The sequence below is a fragment of the Agarivorans sp. Z349TD_8 genome, assembly GCF_050870825.2.
GTDB lineage: Bacteria > Pseudomonadota > Gammaproteobacteria > Enterobacterales > Celerinatantimonadaceae > Agarivorans.
This window is the reverse complement of the sequence record NZ_CP194037.2, coordinates 4,295,799-4,314,830: the sequence shown is the minus strand read 5'-3', so window position 1 is coordinate 4,314,830 and position 19,032 is coordinate 4,295,799. Positions and strand designations below refer to the sequence as shown.

General features: G+C 44.2%; 21 protein-coding genes and 3 pseudogenes. 6 read left to right on the top strand and 18 right to left on the bottom strand.

Annotated elements, in window-relative coordinates:
- Nucleotides 1-68: 68 nt before the first annotated feature.
- Nucleotides 69-584 (bottom strand): hypothetical protein, encoded by a 516-nt coding sequence (locus tag ACRRS1_RS19395; RefSeq protein WP_432468899.1) that lies wholly within the window; start codon nucleotides 582-584, stop codon nucleotides 69-71.
- Nucleotide 585: 1 nt separating this feature from the next.
- Nucleotides 586-1,068 (bottom strand): hypothetical protein, encoded by a 483-nt coding sequence (locus ACRRS1_RS19390; protein ID WP_432455874.1) that lies wholly within the window; start codon nucleotides 1,066-1,068, stop codon nucleotides 586-588.
- 202 nt (nucleotides 1,069-1,270) lie between these two features.
- On the opposite strand from ACRRS1_RS19390, the gene ACRRS1_RS19385 reads away from it, so the two are divergent.
- Entirely contained in the window at nucleotides 1,271-2,011 is a 741-nt protein-coding gene (locus tag ACRRS1_RS19385; protein ID WP_432468900.1) for a hypothetical protein, read from the top strand.
- 273 nt (nucleotides 2,012-2,284) lie between these two features.
- Here ACRRS1_RS19385 and ACRRS1_RS19380 read toward each other — a convergent pair whose 3' ends face one another.
- Nucleotides 2,285-2,611 (bottom strand): hypothetical protein, encoded by a 327-nt coding sequence (locus tag ACRRS1_RS19380; RefSeq protein ID WP_432468901.1) that lies wholly within the window; start codon nucleotides 2,609-2,611, stop codon nucleotides 2,285-2,287.
- A 249-nt stretch (nucleotides 2,612-2,860) separates the two neighbouring features.
- Between ACRRS1_RS19380 and ACRRS1_RS19375 the strand changes: the two genes are divergently transcribed.
- Nucleotides 2,861-3,969 (top strand): IS3 family transposase gene (locus ACRRS1_RS19375; protein WP_432468902.1). Its coding sequence is split into 2 segments (ribosomal slippage): nucleotides 2,861-3,110 and nucleotides 3,110-3,969, totalling 1,110 coding nucleotides; the frame shifts between segments, so codons are not numbered across the junction.
- Here the strand turns inward: ACRRS1_RS19375 and ACRRS1_RS19370 are convergent.
- Entirely contained in the window at nucleotides 3,952-4,302 is a 351-nt protein-coding gene (locus ACRRS1_RS19370; RefSeq protein WP_432468903.1) for a hypothetical protein, read from the bottom strand. The two genes, ACRRS1_RS19375 and ACRRS1_RS19370, sit on opposite strands and share 18 nt — an antisense overlap.
- A gap of 160 nt (nucleotides 4,303-4,462) precedes the next feature.
- Between ACRRS1_RS19370 and ACRRS1_RS19365 the strand changes: the two genes are divergently transcribed.
- The gene (locus ACRRS1_RS19365) at nucleotides 4,463-4,735 is read left to right on the top strand and encodes a hypothetical protein (RefSeq protein WP_432468904.1); all 273 of its coding nucleotides are present in this window, start codon (nucleotides 4,463-4,465) and stop codon (nucleotides 4,733-4,735) included.
- Between the two features lie 12 nt (nucleotides 4,736-4,747).
- On the opposite strand, the pseudogene ACRRS1_RS19360 reads toward ACRRS1_RS19365, so the two are convergent.
- The 4 genes and pseudogenes from ACRRS1_RS19360 to ACRRS1_RS19345 form a co-directional block, all read right to left on the bottom strand.
- A pseudogene (locus ACRRS1_RS19360) lies at nucleotides 4,748-5,900 on the bottom strand (IS3 family transposase).
- A 251-nt stretch (nucleotides 5,901-6,151) separates the two neighbouring features.
- Entirely contained in the window at nucleotides 6,152-6,379 is a 228-nt protein-coding gene (locus ACRRS1_RS19355) for a hypothetical protein (RefSeq protein ID WP_432468905.1), read from the bottom strand.
- A 6-nt stretch (nucleotides 6,380-6,385) separates the two neighbouring features.
- Nucleotides 6,386-6,895, bottom strand: a complete 510-nt coding sequence (locus ACRRS1_RS19350; RefSeq protein ID WP_432468906.1) for a type VI secretion system amidase effector protein Tae4 — start codon at nucleotides 6,893-6,895, stop codon at nucleotides 6,386-6,388.
- 83 nt (nucleotides 6,896-6,978) lie between these two features.
- Nucleotides 6,979-8,128: pseudogene (locus tag ACRRS1_RS19345) on the bottom strand (IS3 family transposase).
- Between the two features lie 63 nt (nucleotides 8,129-8,191).
- Between ACRRS1_RS19345 and ACRRS1_RS19340 the strand changes: the two are divergent.
- Nucleotides 8,192-8,371, top strand: a pseudogene (locus ACRRS1_RS19340) (integrase core domain-containing protein); the annotation flags it as partial.
- A 152-nt stretch (nucleotides 8,372-8,523) separates the two neighbouring features.
- Here the strand turns inward: ACRRS1_RS19340 and fis are convergent.
- The 9 genes from fis to ACRRS1_RS19295 form a co-directional block, all read right to left on the bottom strand.
- The gene (gene fis, locus ACRRS1_RS19335) at nucleotides 8,524-8,823 is read right to left on the bottom strand and encodes a DNA-binding transcriptional regulator Fis (RefSeq protein ID WP_016402072.1); all 300 of its coding nucleotides are present in this window, start codon (nucleotides 8,821-8,823) and stop codon (nucleotides 8,524-8,526) included.
- Between the two features lie 36 nt (nucleotides 8,824-8,859).
- Nucleotides 8,860-9,816, bottom strand: a complete 957-nt coding sequence (dusB, locus tag ACRRS1_RS19330; protein WP_432455887.1) for a tRNA dihydrouridine synthase DusB — start codon at nucleotides 9,814-9,816, stop codon at nucleotides 8,860-8,862.
- A 163-nt stretch (nucleotides 9,817-9,979) separates the two neighbouring features.
- The gene (gene prmA / locus ACRRS1_RS19325) at nucleotides 9,980-10,858 is read right to left on the bottom strand and encodes a 50S ribosomal protein L11 methyltransferase (protein ID WP_432468907.1); all 879 of its coding nucleotides are present in this window, start codon (nucleotides 10,856-10,858) and stop codon (nucleotides 9,980-9,982) included.
- A gap of 83 nt (nucleotides 10,859-10,941) precedes the next feature.
- Complete coding sequence (locus ACRRS1_RS19320) at nucleotides 10,942-11,322, bottom strand: hypothetical protein (RefSeq protein WP_432455889.1); 381 nt, start codon at nucleotides 11,320-11,322, stop codon at nucleotides 10,942-10,944.
- A gap of 98 nt (nucleotides 11,323-11,420) precedes the next feature.
- Nucleotides 11,421-11,828 (bottom strand): hypothetical protein, encoded by a 408-nt coding sequence (locus ACRRS1_RS19315; RefSeq protein WP_432455890.1) that lies wholly within the window; start codon nucleotides 11,826-11,828, stop codon nucleotides 11,421-11,423.
- 375 nt (nucleotides 11,829-12,203) lie between these two features.
- Complete coding sequence (gene accC / locus ACRRS1_RS19310; protein WP_432468908.1) at nucleotides 12,204-13,547, bottom strand: acetyl-CoA carboxylase biotin carboxylase subunit; 1,344 nt, start codon at nucleotides 13,545-13,547, stop codon at nucleotides 12,204-12,206.
- Between the two features lie 12 nt (nucleotides 13,548-13,559).
- The gene (accB, locus tag ACRRS1_RS19305; protein ID WP_432468909.1) at nucleotides 13,560-13,997 is read right to left on the bottom strand and encodes an acetyl-CoA carboxylase biotin carboxyl carrier protein; all 438 of its coding nucleotides are present in this window, start codon (nucleotides 13,995-13,997) and stop codon (nucleotides 13,560-13,562) included.
- 37 nt (nucleotides 13,998-14,034) lie between these two features.
- The gene (gene aroQ / locus ACRRS1_RS19300; RefSeq protein ID WP_432455893.1) at nucleotides 14,035-14,481 is read right to left on the bottom strand and encodes a type II 3-dehydroquinate dehydratase; all 447 of its coding nucleotides are present in this window, start codon (nucleotides 14,479-14,481) and stop codon (nucleotides 14,035-14,037) included.
- 143 nt (nucleotides 14,482-14,624) lie between these two features.
- Nucleotides 14,625-16,010, bottom strand: a complete 1,386-nt coding sequence (locus tag ACRRS1_RS19295; RefSeq protein WP_432468910.1) for an MATE family efflux transporter — start codon at nucleotides 16,008-16,010, stop codon at nucleotides 14,625-14,627.
- Between the two features lie 132 nt (nucleotides 16,011-16,142).
- Here ACRRS1_RS19295 and ACRRS1_RS19290 point away from each other — a divergent pair, with 132 nt between their 5' ends.
- Nucleotides 16,143-16,991, top strand: a complete 849-nt coding sequence (locus tag ACRRS1_RS19290; protein ID WP_432463850.1) for an AraC family transcriptional regulator — start codon at nucleotides 16,143-16,145, stop codon at nucleotides 16,989-16,991.
- Here ACRRS1_RS19290 and ACRRS1_RS19285 read toward each other — a convergent pair.
- Complete coding sequence (locus ACRRS1_RS19285) at nucleotides 16,988-17,617, bottom strand: TetR/AcrR family transcriptional regulator (protein WP_432463849.1); 630 nt, start codon at nucleotides 17,615-17,617, stop codon at nucleotides 16,988-16,990. The two genes, ACRRS1_RS19290 and ACRRS1_RS19285, sit on opposite strands and share 4 nt — an antisense overlap.
- A 174-nt stretch (nucleotides 17,618-17,791) precedes the next feature.
- On the opposite strand from ACRRS1_RS19285, the gene ACRRS1_RS19280 reads away from it, so the two are divergent.
- Nucleotides 17,792-19,030, top strand: a complete 1,239-nt coding sequence (locus ACRRS1_RS19280; protein WP_432468911.1) for an efflux RND transporter periplasmic adaptor subunit — start codon at nucleotides 17,792-17,794, stop codon at nucleotides 19,028-19,030.
- The last annotated feature ends 2 nt before the right edge of the window (nucleotides 19,031-19,032 follow it).

The following is a 19,032-nucleotide window of genomic DNA, read 5'->3' as shown; positions in this document are numbered from 1 at the left end:
AGCTAAGAAAAATGGTCAAAGGCCAACTGTTTGTTTCATATTGGCCTCTTAATCGCCCCACCAAGCAACTAGCTGTTCACGTTAGTTGAATCGCTTAGTAGTTTCTTTATTTCTACTAGAGCTGGGTCAGAGTCTTTCATCATCAATGAGTTAACTAGGTCTAGTGACGACTCTACGCTTGCGCCATTACTTAACAGAAATTTAAGGTTAGCGACATTCTTCGTTATTACATTTATCTGTAATGGAGTTAGAGTGTTGTGAGGTGAGGGTAGGTAGCTATTACCGGCATCTACCTCTAGTCCTTCATTGATAAATGCTTGAGCTATATCGTACTTAAGGTTTCCATCAAGGTTGAGTATTGGGTCTAATCCACCTTCGGCTAAATCGTTAACGCCCTGCTCATTGTATCTAAATTGCTTTAGGTAAACGTCACAAGCGCTTGGAGGGGCGCGAAATCCTTGTTCACCTGTAGAGCACATGATGAGTTGATATGTACTCATCACCGATAATGAATATAGAGCTAAACCTATTGAGCACAATGCAACCGTTGTTACCAGTGCAGTTATTTTTGATTTTATAGACATATTAACTCCACAGTTTTGGTAAATGGTTAGCAGGAATCTTGTAATCGAGAAATGCCGTTAACGGGAGGTTTTTTTCGTTTGTATCTACTTTTTTTACTAAGTAAATGGCTAGCAAGCTTTTAAACCTTCTTGCTAATTCGTTCACGACAAAGTCATAAATTTTGATGCTTAGTAGGTCTGTGGACGTAGCATGTTTATACCAATGCTTTTTCGATGATTTAGCAAACTTTCTCATTATGCTAAAGGCTTTAGCTGAGGGATTTGCGGTACTTCTAAACAAAGCCTCGACATATCCAATGGAGTACGAAGCATCAATAGCTTCAACCAATAGACCTTGAGCTAGATTCAGTTCTCTATGGTTCATTGGAAGCTGATCAATTATTGAGTGCTCAGAAGGCTTAAAAATAAACTTGAGTATAAGTCGGGCATCATCAGCAGTGATGAGTATTTCACTTGGACTGAAATTTTTTAGTTGTTTTCGCACCGTCATTCCTTGACTGATTACTGATAGTAAAGTCAGTATATTGCTGAGGCAGCTTTGGTGCAAGAAATAGCGTTAACAAAGTCGTGAGGGTTCGAATAATTTACTTTTGTTAACCATATCGAGGTATGTCCAATTGCTTCAATGCCTTAACATGATTTATCATTTTATATATCAATAGCTGTTCTGTAGATTAGGCGAATACATGGAAGTTGAAGTTAAGGCCGCTGAACAGGGTAAGCATCCTATTTTGAGGCTATTTACGTTAAATCGTATTGTTGGCCTAATGACCATTTCAGTGCCAGTGCTCTATTTGATGGGGTATTTTTATCATTATAGCTACTTAGATGGGTTTGGAGTTAACAGTGATTTTTTCCCACGCTCAATTCAAGACCATTTAGTTGGTGCGTTTGTTTTCATGTTTATTGTTGTTTCAAATGCATATAAGTATCTTAATAATAATGTGTGGTTCTTGGTTATCTCTGGGGGCGTGGGGTTTATTTCGTTTTTTGCTCTCATGTATGGGTTCCGGAATCCAATGAAAAACTCTTTGGTTTCCTTCATTGAAAGAAAAGGGTTTTATGAGCAATTTGAAAGCTACGTTATTTTCCCTGCTATCGGGGCTTTTCTTGGGTCCATTTTTCCATATGGCTTAATTTGTTTATTTTGGTTGTTGCTTCTGCTTCCAGCTGCGGGAGTGTGGCAAGGTAAAGCTTCTGCCGAAAGAGATCTGGATAGTTTTCACGGTTGTGAGCAATCTGAGCTTAGTCAAAAACAGAAATGTATTTTCTTGTCCAAAGATAATGAGCTTTTTGCTGAAGGGTTACTGTTGGCTAAATCAGCTTCTGATATAGCCATTTGGAATGGTGAATCTACGGAAATATTCCCAACTGACGGACTTAAATATGAAATCCGCTTTGGAACTAAACCGGATGAAGAGAACTAACAAAGGAGTTGTTTGGGAAAAGTTTGTATTGTTGTCGGAAGCCGCTACTAGAGTTAACGTATGGCCGGTGTGCTGGCGCATAAGGCACACCACTGGCGACATTACTGATCGGAAATCGATTTGGGCTGAGAAGAACTTAGCTCAATCTAAACTGACAGGCACCGTATTCAAACTGGCGATCCGCTTTGAGGCGCTTGGATGATGCCTTAGATATCTAGGAAAAATTAGCTGACACAGAATTCTGAACGCCCTCTGTTCTAGCTCAATTGACTATTATAAACCATTAGCAATCATGATGAATTGAGTTTTCATCTTTAACGCACTGGTTTTTACACAAGCGGAGTAGTGTTTAGGGCTATTATTTACCTTTCGAAGAATGGCTTTGCGCACTTCTTTTGATAGCCACTTGATCGGTGCTTGACCATAGGGCATAGGCCTTGGTACTAAATCCATCAGATCGGAGCATTTTCTAGATTCGCTCAATAGCTTGTAAGTTAAGTCAAAAGTCTTATCGTTAACCGCCCAGCCTCTCACCTGCTGGCCATACTCTGAAACAAGAAAGGTTTTAAGTTGTTGTTTGTCTGTTGTGTCGAGCGCCATTTATCTTTCCTTGATTGCCGACAATAGTTCTGAGAATCGCTTTTTATTGCCTAACATTGTTAGGTAGTGAGCCTGTTCTTCTTCGACTAAGAAAATATGCCCCATAGCTTCATCAGCGCTATAGACAGCATAGATTTTTGCGGTGCCTAGAGTTTTCTCTATCGCTTTATTTGCTGGTAGTGTCCACTTCCCCTAAAATGACACAAATTTAAATGGAGTTTTCTACACTCATTAACGTAGGAGAACGCCATGAAAAAATCACGCTTTACTGAAACGCAGATCGTCAACATTCTCAAAGAAGCTGACGCGGGGATGAAGGTCGAAGATATCTGTCGTAAACACGGCATGAGTAACGCTACGTACTATAAGTGGAAATCAAAGTACGGTGGCATGGATGCTTCTGAACTCAAGCGAGTCAAAGAGTTGGAAGAGGAAAATTTGAAGCTGAAAAAGCTATTTGCCGAAGTCAGTTTGGAAAATCATGCGATGAAGGAGCTCTTCGCAAAAAAGGGCTGGTGACAGCAGAAAAACGGAGCAGTGCCCAATTATTGGTTGATGCAGGCTTGAGCATTCTGAAAGCCTGTGCCTTGGCTGACATCAGCCGTTCAAGTTATTACCGGCCATTAGTCGATTGGCGACAAAGGGATGCTGCTGTCATTGATGCACTGAATACTGAGCTTAAGAAGTCCCCGAGAGCGGGCTTTTGGAAGTGCTTTGGCCGACTGCGTTACAAAGGTTATCCATTCAATCATAAGCGCGTTTATCGCGTGTATTGCCAAATGGGACTCAACCTTAAACGGCGGGTTAAACGGGTATTACCGAAGCGAATTGCGCAACCATTACAGGTTGAAGCGAAAGCCGACTATCAATGGGCCTTAGATTTTATGCATGACGGACTGTATTGCGGGAAACGCTTCCGCACACTGAATGTGGTCGATGAAGGTACACGGGAATGCCTTGCCATTGAGGTGGATACGTCATTGCCAGCAGAGCGCGTTGTACGCGTACTTGAGCAACTTAAAGCTGAGCGTAGTCTACCGGTTCAATTACGAGTCGATAACGGGTCTGAGCTTATCTCGGCAAGGCTGACCGATTGGTGTGAACAGCACCATATTCAACTGGTTTATATCCAGCCAGGTAAGCCTCAGCAAAATGGATTTGTGGAACGCTTCAATGGCTCGTTCCGTCGAGAATTTTTAGATGCGTATTTATTTGAATCGCTAGAGCAAGTCCGAGAAATGGCTTGGTTCTGGCGTTTGGATTACAACGAAGAACGAACCCATGAAAGTCTCGGTAATTTGCCACCGGCAGCTTACCGAGCAAAACTGGAAAACTCTACTTTAGAACTGTCTCATTAATGGGGAAGTGGACAGTAGTCCAAATGTTGCTGCTTGCTCGGCCGCTAATGCTGCTAACCATGTTGCTTGTGTTTCTCTTACTTCTGGAGAAAAAATCGACTTTACGAATGCAAGTTCAAGCCCTGATAAGTCAATTGATGCGTACATGGTTTCAGGGTTGATGATTGCGTGGGAAAAGTTCCAATCGCCATACTTTAGAATCAGAGTGTCTGCGCTGTGAGAAATTAACTCCGGCTCCGGATAAGTAATTTTAAAAGATGGTGAAACAACCAACTCACCAGCGAAAGTAAACGTTGAAATCAACATAGTCAAAGCCATGATTGAGCTTTTCAATATGTTTTCCTTAAAATAAGTTATTAATATTTTTAACATTAAAGCATTTTGCCGGGGCACTAGCAATGAAAAATCTTAAGCGCCCCTCCAAGCTAACGACCGTTTACGTTGTTGAATTGCGTAGCCCATAGAAGCCGCCACTAGAGTTAACGTATGGCCGGTGTGCTGGCGCATAAGGCAGTTTCAACAAGTGGGCGGGGCATCGGTCACCGTATGGCGAGAGCTTCGTCGATTTACGAAAGTTTGTCAGTTTGATGAAATCATCCAACAAGCCTTTAAAGCCGCTGATACCGCCAACTGGAAAGAATTCACCAAAGTAATGGGCGGTGTGTGGTGCAAGTTAGCCAATCGGCCATTAAGGGTGTACTACCAACAAACTGTAGATACCGAAACGGGCGAATGCAAGACCAACGCCTATGGCGATGTATGGTAAGGCCTGAGAATCCTAGACACTTTCTAGGCTCTCAAAATACTGTTGCTCGAAGTCCGCAGGAGACATACGGTCATTGTTAGTATGTCGACGTTTCGGATTGTAGAACATTTCGATATAGTGGAACATAGCTTGTCTAGCCTCATCCCTCGTTTTGTACTTAGTTTTGCGTACTTTTCTTTCTTTAAGTTGCTAAAGAAGCTTTCTGCCACTGCGTTATCCCAACAATTTCCCCTACGGCTCATACTGGGCTTTATATCCAATTCAGTCAGTAGCTTTCTAAAGTTACGGCTGGAGTATTGAGAGCCCTGATCAGTATGTAGGTTCACCGTATTGTTCGGCTTTCGCCGCCAATACGCAGCAGTTAAGGCATCAAGCACCAAGTCTTCTGTCATACGTTCGCCCATAGACCACCCAACGATGTTGCGAGCATAGAGGTCCATCACTACAGCAAGAAACAGGAAGCCTTCTTGAGTATGGATATAAGTAATATCGCTGACCCACCATTGATTAGGCTCCTCTACAGCAAATTCACGATTAAGCGTATTAGCTGCAATAATGTCTGGTTTACCGCCATAACAGCCCTTCGGTGACTGATAGCCACGCTGTGCTTTTAACCCTGCTTGACGCATTAATCGCAGCACTCGGTCTCGGCCACAGGTAATGCGTGCTTCAAGTAAATCCTTATGGATATTGCGATAACCGTAATGCCCACCGCTCTCAATCCAGAACTGTTTTATCTGGCCTAGCAGTTTTCTATCTGCACTTTCTCGTTGGCTTAGTGGCTGCTTAAGCCAGTCATAATAACCACTAGGGTGCACCTGCAAAGCCCGACACAGCAGCCGAACGGGATAATGATTGCTAAGAGATTTTATGAACGGGTAGCGTTCTTTGACTCGCTTGCAAAGAACACGGCGGCTTCCTTTAAAATGTCCCTCTCTTGCTGTGTGCGTTTAAGCTCTCGCTTAAGCCTAGCGACTTCAGCCTGAAGGTCTTGCTCTTGAACACGCTGTTTAGGCGGTTTTGCATAGATACGCATCCAGTTATACAAGGCTTTAGTATTTACGCCTAAGCGCTCAGCGACATCTGCAACGGGATAACCGTGAACAGTAATTTGATTAACAGCTTCTTGTTTGAACTCTGCTGAATAGCGTGTGCCTTTGGTCATGGTTTTACCTTTTATAGTGAAGTTACATTTTTACCATAAAAAGTGTCGGGTGTTTTCAGGCCTTACCATTTAGCTGAACAGCTTGAAGATACGCGTTCTTTGATTATTGACGCTTTTGCTAAGTGATTTGAATGTCGGGCGAGATGATCAGCTCGCCTGTTAGGGCTCTAACTGAAAGCTAAATGCAAAAAGGATGATGCAGGGCTTTATTACATCATCCTATCGTCGTCGGGAAATTTTTCTTATTACTCCTACTGAGTTTTTTTCTTTTTGGCTACCCAATAGAAAATTAAGGCAGTCATAATCGCAGAAGCGATATAGGCAGGTAGCGTTGTTTGCAATGACAACATAGCGCTATCAACTCTCTGCTCTTCGAGTAAGAAAGGTGTCGCTTGAGAGTTAAACGAATAGTTGAAAATAGCAAAGTTGGCAACAAAGTTAAGAATCGCTAGTGCTATATAGGTAAGTACTGTTTTCATATTGGTTTACTTAACCTCCCAAAACCAAATCTCACGAGATTCATTAAAGTCACTTACCCGGCCTAAGAACTCAAGTATGCTTCTTGTAAACATCGAAGAACTGGTTATTTCGTCCTTGTTCCATAGGTCTATATGATCTCCACTACGTCTTTCAAAAGACTCATTGCCACGCTGCCAATAATCTTTGAAGAAAATGATCCCCGTTCGGCCATCTAAATCATCTTGGAATGTAGCTGGAGTGATTTTTTCCAACTTTCCTAGCCAACTAAATTGAGATCTCTTTAGCCAGTGAGCCATTTCTTCAGCAAGAAGAATATGTTTCATACCTGAATGAGACCAACAAGTTTTTGTTTTGCTATTTACGGTTGAAACACCTGCTTTAATCAGTGCGTCACTCAACATTATTGCACAATAGTTTCCGAAAGGTTTAGAGCTAGTAGCCTGTTTGTTTTGGCATCTTGCTTTAATGAGGCTTTTGTCTGGGAAGCTTTTCCAAATTGTATCGAAGCTAGGCATTAATCATCCTTGTGCGCCTGTATAAAATGATTAATCTATCATTAATGGGGTTGGACTTCTATTTAAAAGTCAATTTGTACTGGTCAACCCAAACTGGACACTTTTAGTTGAGAATTTTCAAACGCCACCGGTGATAAATCACCATTGGCCGAATGAAGCCGCTCTAAGTTGTAATACTTCATATAAGCAGCCACATCTTGCTTCATAAATTCTCGTGTTGGCTGATTAACTTTAAACAGCCAATCGTGTTTTAAACTTCCGAAGAATCGTTCAACAACAGCATTATCCCAACACGCTCCTACATCGCCCATACTGGCTCGAATATCAAAACCAACTAATAGCTTACGATATTGTTTACTGGTGTACTGTGAGCCTCTATCACTGTGAAAGACTAAGCCTTTAGGTGGTTGCCGTAAGTTGTAGGCTTTAATGAGTGCTTTGGAAATTAAGTCTGTAGTCATCCGTTTATCAATATGCCAGCCAACAATTCTGCGAGAGTATAAATCCATCACGACTGCTAAATACATCCAACCCTCGCCTGTTTTTAGGTAGGTCACATCACCAGCCCAAACCTGATTAGCAGCGCTTGGGTTAAAGTTCATATTTAGCAGGTTATCAGCGACTGCGTCAGAGTGTTTACGCTGCGTTGTCACTTTATAAGCTTGCCGTTGGGTCACTTTCAGTGCATCATTGTACGGACAGCATAGCGGCCTACTTGGTAGCCTTCCTTGCGCAATTTCTTCACCATCTCACGATCCCCTAGGCTACCTCGGCTTTTCTTGAATAACTGGCGAACACGGCGATAAAGCTTCAAAGTATCAAGGCCTATCACGTTCGCAGGGCGTTTAAGCCAATCGTAATAGCCTGATTTACTTACGTTCATGACTCGGCATAGCTGCGCAACAGGGAACTGATTTGAGTGTTTTTTTATGAAGCGACATTTTACTTCATTTCTTTCGCAAAGAAGGCGCTTGCCTTTTTTAGTATTTCTTTCTCCATGCGTAATTCTTTGTTTTCTTTGCGTAATCGCTTGAGTTCATCACGCTCAGACTCTTCTAGGGTGATGCCTTGCCGTTGGACTTCGTACCTTTCTTTCCACTTGTAAAGCAGGCTAGTGCCAACCCCTAGAGATTTTGCAGCATCAGCAACACTGTAACCTTGCTCCAACACCATTAGTACCGCTTCATCTTTAAATTCTTGTGGATAACTCTTGTGTGATTTTTTCAAACTCATATAGACCTCTTAATTCATTAACATACTGTCTCAAAATTAAGTGTCCGATGGAATTAGACCAGAACATTCCGTCGAGAATTTTTAGATGCGTATTTATTTGAATCGCTAGAGCAAGTCCGAGAAATGGCTTGGTTCTGGCGTTTGGATTACAACGAAGAACGAACCCATGAAAGTCTCGGTAATTTGCCACCGGCAGCTTACCGAGCAAAACTGGAAAACTCTACTTTAGAACTGTCTCATTAATGGGGAAGTGGACAATCTTTTTAAGGTGGTTTTGGCTTATAGCAGCCATTTTACACACTTTCCCATGTGTAACGCGGTGTGTAGCAAACACAAAAAAGCCAAAGCGAAATTAACCACTTTGGCTTTTTAATCAATAGCTTATAAACTAGTGTTTAGTTCATGCCGTATTTTTTTAGTTTTTTGCGTAAAGTACCGCGGTTGATACCTAACATGATTGAAGCACGGGTCTGGTTGCCGCGGGTATATTGCATAACTACGTCAAGCAACGGGGCTTCAACTTCAGATAGTACTAATTCGTACAATTCAGACACATCTTCGCCATTTAACTGGGCAAAGTAGTTGCGCAAAGCTTGCTCAACAGAATCGCGCAATGGACGTTCTTTCACTTCAGTACTCGTAGCACTGCTAGTCATAGTAGAAAGTGTGTTTGTGGTGGTATTTGAATCAAACATACTTGACGCTCTTTTTATTTAATTAATGATCAACAATTATTCGAAAAACTGCTCAATTGCGGACGTTTGTGCCAGGGCTGATTCAAGCTGGTTAAACTGACAACGAAACTTGTCCGTGTCCGCGATTTGCTTCAAGTACCAGCCCACATGTTTGCGGGCGATACGAACCCCTTGGTACTCCCCATAAAACGAATATAGGTTGTCTAAGTGGTGAAGCATGACTTCCTTCACTTCTTCAACCGCAGGAGCACTTAAGTGCTCGCCACTGGTTAAGTAGTGGTTAATTTCTCTGAAAAGCCAAGGGTTACCTTGAGCTCCACGACCGATCATGATGGCGTCCGCGCCAGTGTAATCCAAGACATGCTTGGCTTGCTCCGGTGTGGTGATGTCGCCATTTGCCACAATAGGTATCGAGACTTCTTGTTTTACTGCTTTTATGGTGTCGTATTCAGCCAAACCTTTATACATACATGCTCGCGTCCGACCATGAATCGCTAGGGCTTGAATTCCCGCCGCCTCTGCAAGTTTGGCAATCGCCAAAGCATTGCGATGTTCGGGTGACCATCCAGTACGGATTTTTAAGGTCACTGGTACATCAACGGCCTGTACAACAGCATTAAGGATTTTTGCGACTAGTTCGGGTTGCTGTAACAACGCCGAGCCAGCTAATTTTTTATTTACTTTCTTTGCTGGGCAACCCATGTTGATGTCAATAATTTGCGCACCATTTGCCACATTGTGCTGGGCAGCTAGCGCCATCAATTCTGGATCCGCTCCAGCTATCTGAATACTGCGTATGCCGCATTCATCTAGGTGAACCATTCGGTTTAGCGATTTTTTGCTGTTCCATACCCGAGGGTTACTCGACAACATCTCTGAAACCGTAAGCCCCGCGCCTAGGCGCCAACACAAACGCCTAAAGGGTTGATCGGTAATGCCAGCCATGGGTGCTAATATCACCGGATTGTCCAGTTGATAACGACCTATTCTCATGACTCGCGTTCTTCTCAATCTCAGGGCGGCGTAGTTTACGACTTTTTGAGCACGCTGAAAAGGCTATTATTTGAACATTTCTTAAAAAAAAAGCTGGATTTTTAGTTGGATAATATGGCAGGAAGCTCGGTAAAACGAGGAACCTACCACATAAAAGGTGAACTTAGCGCTTTATTCCGCTTAAACGACACCATTCTTGATCAAGAACAACGGCATCCATATCACATTGTGTTTGGTAGGCTGCTAATACCGCTTCGCTTTGTTCTTCTAAGATGCCTGAGAGCGCAATGCTGCCCTTCGGTTTTAAGTAGGCAAGAATGATATCCGATAGTTCTTTGAGTGGCCCAGCGAGAATATTAGCCACCACTATGTCGGCTTTAAAGTCGCTGGGTTGATCTTTGGGCAGGTAAAGTTCGAGTTTTTCGGCCACAGCATTACGCTCGGCGTTATCTTTACTGGCCAGCAGCGCTTGAGGATCAATGTCGATGCCAACCACCCGCTCGGCACCTAGTTTGATGGCTGCAATGGCGAGGATGCCACTACCGCAACCAAAGTCGACCACGGTTTTACCACTGAGATCGAGCTGGTCGAGCCATTTTAAACAGAGAGCAGTGGTGGGGTGGGTGCCTGTACCAAAGGCAAGTCCAGGGTCTAGCAGCACATTAACGGCCTTGGGATCGGGCACATCGGTCCAGCTTGGGCATACCCATAGGCGTTCGCCAAACTGCATCGGGTGGAAGTCTTTCATCCACTCGCGCTCCCAATCTTTATCCTCAAGCTGGTCGAGTTTGTAGTTGTCGTCATCCACGACTTTGGCTTGACGCAAAAAGTCGAGAACTGGTGCCATGTCGGCGGATGCATCGTACAAGCCTTGCACGTCGGTATCGCCCCAAAGTGGTGTTTCTCCTAATAGGGGCTCAAATACAGGGGTGTCATGACGGTCTAAAAAGGTGACGGCTTGGCAGCCGGTCTCCATTAATAAGTCGCTGATCTGTTCGGCACTGTCTTTTGTGGCGTTAATTTTTAGCTGGATCCAAGGCATCGTCCGCTCCTCTAGTCGATTAGCCGGCCAGTGTACTGCGTTAGATTGTGCTTAGCATCTAAAAATTGTGCGGGTGCCTCAGTCTAATTGGCTCTGCTTAGTCTATGGTTTCGATACTGTGAGCGCTTATAAAGCAATTGCAGGCCCCGATAACAGGCTACGAGCGCTAAAAATAGCGAAGGAGTATTGGAGAGTAGACTGAGTAGCAATACTGCGCTTGCTAAATAGGCAAAGGGGATGAATTCGTAGAGCGCTTCTGGCAGTACTTTATGTTTAGTAATAAATGATTTGCGGTCGCGGTCGTCTCGCCGATAATTTGAGCGTATCACCCAAATGAGAGCGCCCATGGCAAATAGTATTGCACCGCCAAGATTGGCTAACCATGGGTCTAGCAATAAGATCGACCCGGTACCAGCAGATAAATAGCCGCTAGGAAGTAATTCGTATATAACTTTGGGTAGCATTGAACACTCCTATCTGTTGGTTGATACACTTACTTAAATATTAGTACTTCCCAAAGAAAAGGGTCGTACGTCGTTCTTGGTTGTAAAATTTGCTTCATTTATGGTTGTGCTCTTTTATTTGCGACTGAGCTGCTTTGGGCTTTCTGCCAAGCGTAGCTGCGATAGCGATGTCGCAGATACAGTAGTTGTGTGCCGCGATATAAGCAAAATACGGCAAGAATATAGGCCCAAATATGCTGTTGGCTGGAAATAAGACTTAAGGCGATCCCAATTAAAAAGAAGGGGGTAAACTCGTATAAAGACTCTGGCAGAGTGATGCGTTTCGAGAGAGTGGTTACCTCATCTAAACGGCGGCAGTTGGAGCGCATTACCCAAACGATGGCCCCCAAACAAAATAGCAATATACCGCCTGCGATTCCAAGGGTAGAGTCTAGCCAGATCACTGAACCTGAACCAGCAGTCAGGTAAAGGCTTGGCAGTATTTCGTATATTGGCTTAATAATCATGACCTAAAGCTATCTGTCCTTGATTCACTAATGAAAACATCAACAATTAACGCGCCACCCAATTTGAGTTACCGCATTCTTAGTGTAAGCCATAAATATAGATGCCGCCGTTTACAAATGCCACAACGCTTAACCTGAGTGTAACAATTGCCTTACACTTATGCGACGCAGCTCGAGGGTTTAGCCACGCGATATGTATACCCAATGGCTTGGTTTATTTAGCTAATAGTCAATGGTTCAAAGCTTGGATAACCAGCATATAATCAACGAAAATCGACTTTTAATGGGATCAAAGTTTATGTTTTTAAGGGGGAATTGGGCAAAAAAAAGCCCCCGTATTAATTCGAGGGCTTGTTATTTTCTATTCGTTTACGCTTACTGAAGACCGAGTTTTTTCTCAAGGTAGTGGATGTTGGCACCACCAAATTGGAAATTTTCGTCTTGCATGATTTTTTGCTGTAAAGGCACGTTGGTTTTTATACCATCGATAACTAACTCCGATAAGGCATTTTTCATGCGTGCAATCGCAATATCACGATTCTCGCCGTAGGTAATCAACTTACCAATCATTGAGTCGTAATAAGGCGGCACTGAGTAACCGGCATATACGTGAGAGTCCCAACGGATCCCCATGCCACCCGGAGGATGGAAGCGGTTAATGCGACCCGGTGAAGGAATGAAGCTTACTGGATCTTCGGCATTAATCCGACATTCGATGGCGTGGCCCGCAATTTTCACCTGATCTTGACTAAAGGACAGCGGTTGACCTGCTGCAATCCGCAGTTGTTCTTTAATTAGGTCGATGCCTGTCACCATCTCGGTGACGGGGTGTTCAACCTGAATACGGGTATTCATTTCGATGAAGTAGAACTCACCATTCTCATATAAGAATTCAAAAGTACCAGCACCACGATAGTTAATTTCTAAACAAGCACGGGTACAACGTTCACCAATGTAGCGCCGCATGTCTTCGGTAATACCCGGCGCTGGTGCTTCTTCTACGACTTTCTGGTGACGGCGTTGCATCGAACAGTCTCGTTCACCTAAGTGAATTGCGTTGCCTTGACCGTCGGATAATACTTGAACCTCTACATGGCGAGGATTTTCCAAGTATTTTTCCATGTAGACGATATCATTATTAAAGGCCGCTCCGGCTTCAGCTTTGGTCATCGCAATGCTTTGTACTAATTCACTTTCTTGATGAACCACGCGCATACCACGACCACCACCACCACCAGCGGCTTTAATGATTACTGGGTAACCAATTCGCTTGGCGATTTGAATATTTTTCTTTTCATCTTCACTAAGCGGGCCGTCTGAGCCAGGTACACAGGGAACACCCGCTTTTTTCATCGCCTTAATCGCTTCAACCTTATCACCCATCATGCGGATGGTCTCAGCTGTGGGGCCAATAAAAATGAAACCACTTTTCTCGACGATTTCAGAGAATTCGGCATTCTCTGATAGAAAACCATAACCCGGGTGAATAGCGACTGCATCGGTGACTTCAGCTGCGGCAATAATGCGTGGAATATCTAAGTAACTTTCACTTGCAGCGGGTTTACCAATACAAATGGATTCATCGGCTAATAAGACGTGCTTTAAATCGCGGTCTGCGGTTGAGTGTACGGCAACAGTCTTAATACCGAGCTCTTTACAGGCGCGCAAAATCCGTAGGGCAATTTCACCACGGTTAGCGATAACAACTTTATCTAGCATACAAATGCCTCTTTATTCGATGATGAATAGCGGTTCATCAAACTCTACAGGATTACCGTCTTCAACTAATATCGCCTTCACAACACCGGCTTTGTCAGAGTCGATTTGATTCATCATCTTCATCGCTTCAATAATGCAAAGTGTGTCACCCACATTCACTTGCTGACCTTCTTGTACAAATGGTTGTGCTTCTGGAGAAGACGAGCGGTAAAAAGTGCCAACCATAGGCGATAGCAGTTGATGACCTGATGAGACTTCTTTTTCTGCTGGGGCTGCGCTTGGTGCGGAAACTGGCGCAGCTACGGGGGCTGGCGCATAGATTGTTTGTTGCGCAGCACCACTAAAATTGCGGCTAATGCGTACCGATTCTTCACCTTCGGTAATTTCTAATTCGGCAACACCTGACTCTTCTACTAATTCGATTAATTTTTTAATCTTGCGAATATCCATAGGGGCTCTCTTTTATCGTATTAGGTTAATTAAATGGCTACTGCTGCAACTGGGCGAGCGCAGCAGTTAAAGCAAATTGGTATCCTTGGCTACCTAGACCACAGATCACGCCTTCGGCCTTATCAGCAAGATAAGAATGATGGCGAAAGGGCTCACGTGCATGCACGTTAGATAGATGGATTTCTATAAATGGGATGTTTACACCGAGCAAGGCATCACGTAGTGCTACACTGGTATGGGTAAACGCCGCAGGGTTGATTAAAATAAAATCAACTTCTCCCATGGCTTGATGGATCCGGTTAATTAGTTCGCCTTCAGTATTGGACTGAAAATCATCAAGGCTGGCACCCTGCGCTTCGGCTTGGGTACGTAAGAGCTGCACAATATCGTCTAAAGTTTGTCGACCATAAATTTCTGGCTCTCGTTTTCCGAGTAAGTTTAGATTTGGGCCATTGAGCAGCAAAATAGAGAATTTGTTAGACATTTTCGTTGAAAATTCTACTTAAGTTATGGAACTGGTAATTTAAGAAAGATTAGCACATTTTTTGAAAATAAATATGCTAACTAACTCTAATTTTCGATGATTATAGTGTTTTCGCAGAAAATGGCAGCATTTTTCTGGTCTAATCAGTTCGTTTCGGCAAATGAACCGGTAGTTAGGTTGCGCAACCATTTTTTCTGATTCATCCGCCAAAAACACAGGAGAGCCTTACAAACTTCTTCACTTAGAGCGATGCAATAGGCGGTTAACAGGCTAACATCAAACACTAAAATGGCAATAGATGTGGCCATTAAGCCCACGCCCCATTGGCAAAATGTATCGGACATCAGACAAAATCCATTGTCGCCACCACTACGCAGGATCCCATTAATTAACACCATATTAAATATACGGATCCAGGTGGTTGTCGCGAGTATTAATATTAACTGTCGAGCCAAGTTTAGGGTGTCACTTTCTAGGGCTCCAAATAAGTTGAGTAATGGATAGCTTAGTAACCATACCAGCACGCCAATTCCCATCGCTGCAATAGGGCTTACGATGAGCGACGCGCGAGCATCTTTCCATGCTTGAGTAAATTGGTTTACACCTAATTTATTGCCAATCATGATCGAGCAGGCAGCTGAAAAGCCAATAAAGCAAGAAATTGCGATCCCTTCAATCGGGCTAATTAAACTCATCGCTGCTAGAGCATTTGTTCCCAGTTGCCCATATAAGGTGGCATAAACAAATACCCCAATCGACCAAATACCAAAATTGATAACTAAGGGGACCGCCAGTTTGGCATAGTTGAGCCATTCAGTTTTATGGAGTTGCCAGAAGCCGATGAAACTCACCTTCAGTAGCGGGTGGTCTTGTAACTTTAAAATAACCGACAGAATCAATAGTTGTAATGCTCGAGCGACAACTGTGGCGATCCCTGCGCCGACAACGCCCATTGCTGGAATTGGCCCTAAACCGAAGATAAGTATTTGATTTAATGCGATATTAGTCACGACCGCAAACATACTAATGTACAGTGGCAGTTTGGTGTTTCCGCTCGCCCGTAAGGCGGATTCAACGAGAGTGACCGGTAAGGTAAATAACAGCATCAGCGCGGTGACTTGAATGTAATCGGCACCAATTGCGATGAGCTGGGCATCGCTGCTTCCCCATTGCATAATGGTTGTTGGGCTTAGCAGCATGAGGCCAAGAGCGATAGCGGTAAACAGTAATCCTGCGTAAAACGACAGCGCTACGGTACGGCCAATGGCGGGCCAATTTTTTGAGCCCCAATGCTGGGCACTGAGTGTGGCACAGGCGGTAGAGAAACCGTTTAAAATAATAATCGCAACAAAAAAAGCGCGGCCAGCATAACCCACCGCAGCCACTTCGGCGTCTCCGATGGTCGCTACCATGAGCACATCGACTAAGCTTAATAAGCTGAGCAATACAGCTTGTAGCGAAATCGGCCAAGCGAGACGCCAAAACTGCTCTAACCAAGCGCGATTTAATGAATTGGAAGATGTGTGCATAAAAACCTCAAAACGTGAGCTTCATCTGATTGAAGCTATCTAGCAAGTAACGATAGACGGCGGGATCCTATCTTATTTGCTCCGCATGACACATAATTGAAGCTATCCATAATATGTTTAAAACTATCATTTATGAATCTTCGTCATTGGCAAGACAAGCTCGACATCGGCCCTCGTTGTGTCGAGCGCTTCCTCACCACCGAACGATTTTCGGAGTTGGCTGAATTACAGGTGAGTTTAGCGGGGGTTTCTTATCTTCGTGGGGAATATTTTGTGAGTCGGCGGGCACCCAAGGAACATTTGTTGGTGTTATCGATGGCGGGGGCCGGACGCCTGCATACCCCGCAAGGCCAGCAGCGGATCGGTCCGAATGAAATGCTGTTGTTACCTGCGGGGGCACATTATTCGATTAGCCTGGCGAGTCACTTTTGGCGACATAATTGGTTATTATTTTCGGCTGATCTGAGTTGGTATCGTTTCCCACCGCAAGCGAAAGTAATACAAATAGATTCTGGCCAAAGTATCGATCAGTGTTTAAAGCTATTACTGGATGAAGAAGTAAAACAACAGGCCGATCCTTTGGTTGAGGCAGCCTTAACCCAGCTACTCAAACGTTATTTATTGCAGTTACTTAAACCACTAAAGGGCGAAGCGCCCAATCCTTTGCATAATTTAGAGCAACAGTTGCGTTCTTCGCTACATTACCCTTGGTCGGTGACTGATATGGCGCAGCGTTTGTCGGTATCAGAAGCCCATTGTTACCGTTTGTTCCGACAAGAATTTCAAACCAGCCCTAAGCAATATTTAACCCGTTTGCGTTTGGAGCATGCTCGATATCTATTGCGTGAGAGTAATTGGTCGATAGAGGTCATCGCGAGTCAACTGGGCTATCAAGATGGTTTTGCCTTTGCACATCGTTTCAAAAAGTACTTTTCTATTTCTCCAGGACGTTATCGTCGTGATAAACAAGCGAATACTTAGTCTGTAGCAGGATCTCGAGTGGCGTTTTGAAAGGTTGCCAGTGTGAGCTTTGCAATTAGTTCTAGTTGTTGGATGCTGGCACCGTTGGTGGCATGTACGTTCAAACCTTGTAGTACTGTTGCTAAATAATGCGCTAATGCTTCGGGGCTCGCGTCGGCCCTTAGGTCTTGTTCTTGTTGGGCTCGTTGAAAGCGTTGTAATAAGGCTGCTCCTGCTTGGTTACGTCGGTCTTTGAGGGCTTCTTTAATGCTATTGGCTGATTGTCCACAAGACAGGGCCGCTTGTATGACAACGCAACCCTGAGGTTGTGTGGGGTCGCTAAGGTTGGTAATAGCCCCCTGCAATATATGTTCAGCCACCTGATAAGCTGTTGCTTTTGCTAAGGCTGGATAGAAATAGGCGTTAGGCCGCTGCTCATAAAGTTCGATGGCTTTAAAAAAAAGCTGTTCTTTATTACCAAAAGTGGCGTACATACTGGGTTTGTTAATCCCCATGGCCTGAGTTAATTCATTTAAGGATGCGCCTTCATAACCTTTTTCCCAGAACACTTGTAGTGCAGCGGCTAAAGCTTTCGCCGGGTCAAAATTACGGGGGCGACCTGGATTGCCACAGCATTTCAATGACATCAATGATCCTTAAGTTTTTATTAATCGTTCTCATCTTACCACTTTAAGCGGTTCAAACAATTAAATACCACTCGGTACAAAAAACAGCTTGAACCCGGTCACGTTTCAATACTATTATACCGAGCAGTACAAAATGGATTTATCTCACCACATTTATTATTTGAGGGACCTGCCATGGCTTCTGTTTTCGATTTAGTCAAATTGTTCTGCATGGGCGTACTTAGTATTAGCCTCGTCGCATGTGGAAAGTCTGAGGCCGCAGGTGATGTTGCACCTCCACCACCCTCTGTTGAGGTGGCTAAGGTGTTGCTAGAGAAAATTACCGAAACAGACTTATATACCGGTCGTCTGCAAGCGCCGCAAACCGTGATGGTGATGCCACGGGTTTCTGGCTATATCGAGCAGGTGTTATTTACGGAAGGTAGTGTGGTGAAAAAGGGCGAGGTGTTATTTAAAATTGATGCCCGCGTCTTTGCTGCAGAAGTGGCTCGCTTAGAGGCCGAATTGGCCAGCGCTAAAAGTAGTTTTGCCTTAGCCAAGAAAAACTACCAGCGAGCGCAAGCCTTGAGTCGTCAACAAGCGATAGCCGATGAATTGCTCGACAGTCGGTTTTCTGCTCAAGAGCAAGGCGCTGCGTCGGTGGCCTCGATTAATGCTGCTTTATCAAGCGCGCGCCTAGACCTCGCCTTTTGTGATGTGCGCGCGCCGATTTCGGGGCGCGTTTCGAATGCTCTTATTACGGCAGGCAACTATGTCAATTTGGGTGAAACGTCACTCACACGTATTGTCTCCACCCAGCATATGTATGCTTACTTTGATGTGGATGAACAGAGCTTTCTCAAGTATCAACAGTTAACGGGTGTCTTACCACAAGCTGGAAACGCAGATAGTGTCGCGGTGGTGCAAATGGCTTTGGCGAATGAGTCTCAATTTAGTCATCTAGGGCGGATTGACTTCATTGATAATGCGTTGAGTCAAAACACTGGTACGATCCGTTTGCGAGCTCGTTTTGCGAATCCAGATGGCGCGTTATTACCGGGCATGTATACCCGTTTACGGATCGCAGGCAGCAGTAGTTATCAAGCAATATTGATCGATGATAGAGCGGTGGGCACTGATTTGAACAATCAGTTTGTATTGGTGTTAGATGAGCACAATGTGGTGCAGTATCGCCCAGTGGTTCTGGGCGAAGAGATCAATGGCTTACGAATCGTCAGCCAAGGTTTGTCGGGCTCAGAGCGGATCGTGGTAAATGGTTTACAACGAGTTCGCCCACAAATGCAGGTCACTCCGGTGGCGCGTAGCATGGCTAGTGAAGCGGTGCTCTCCACCCTGCATGACTCTCAGCGTTTATTTCAGCAACAGTATCAACGCTTAAGTTCAAATCCTGATATTTCTGCTCAGCAAGGATAGCC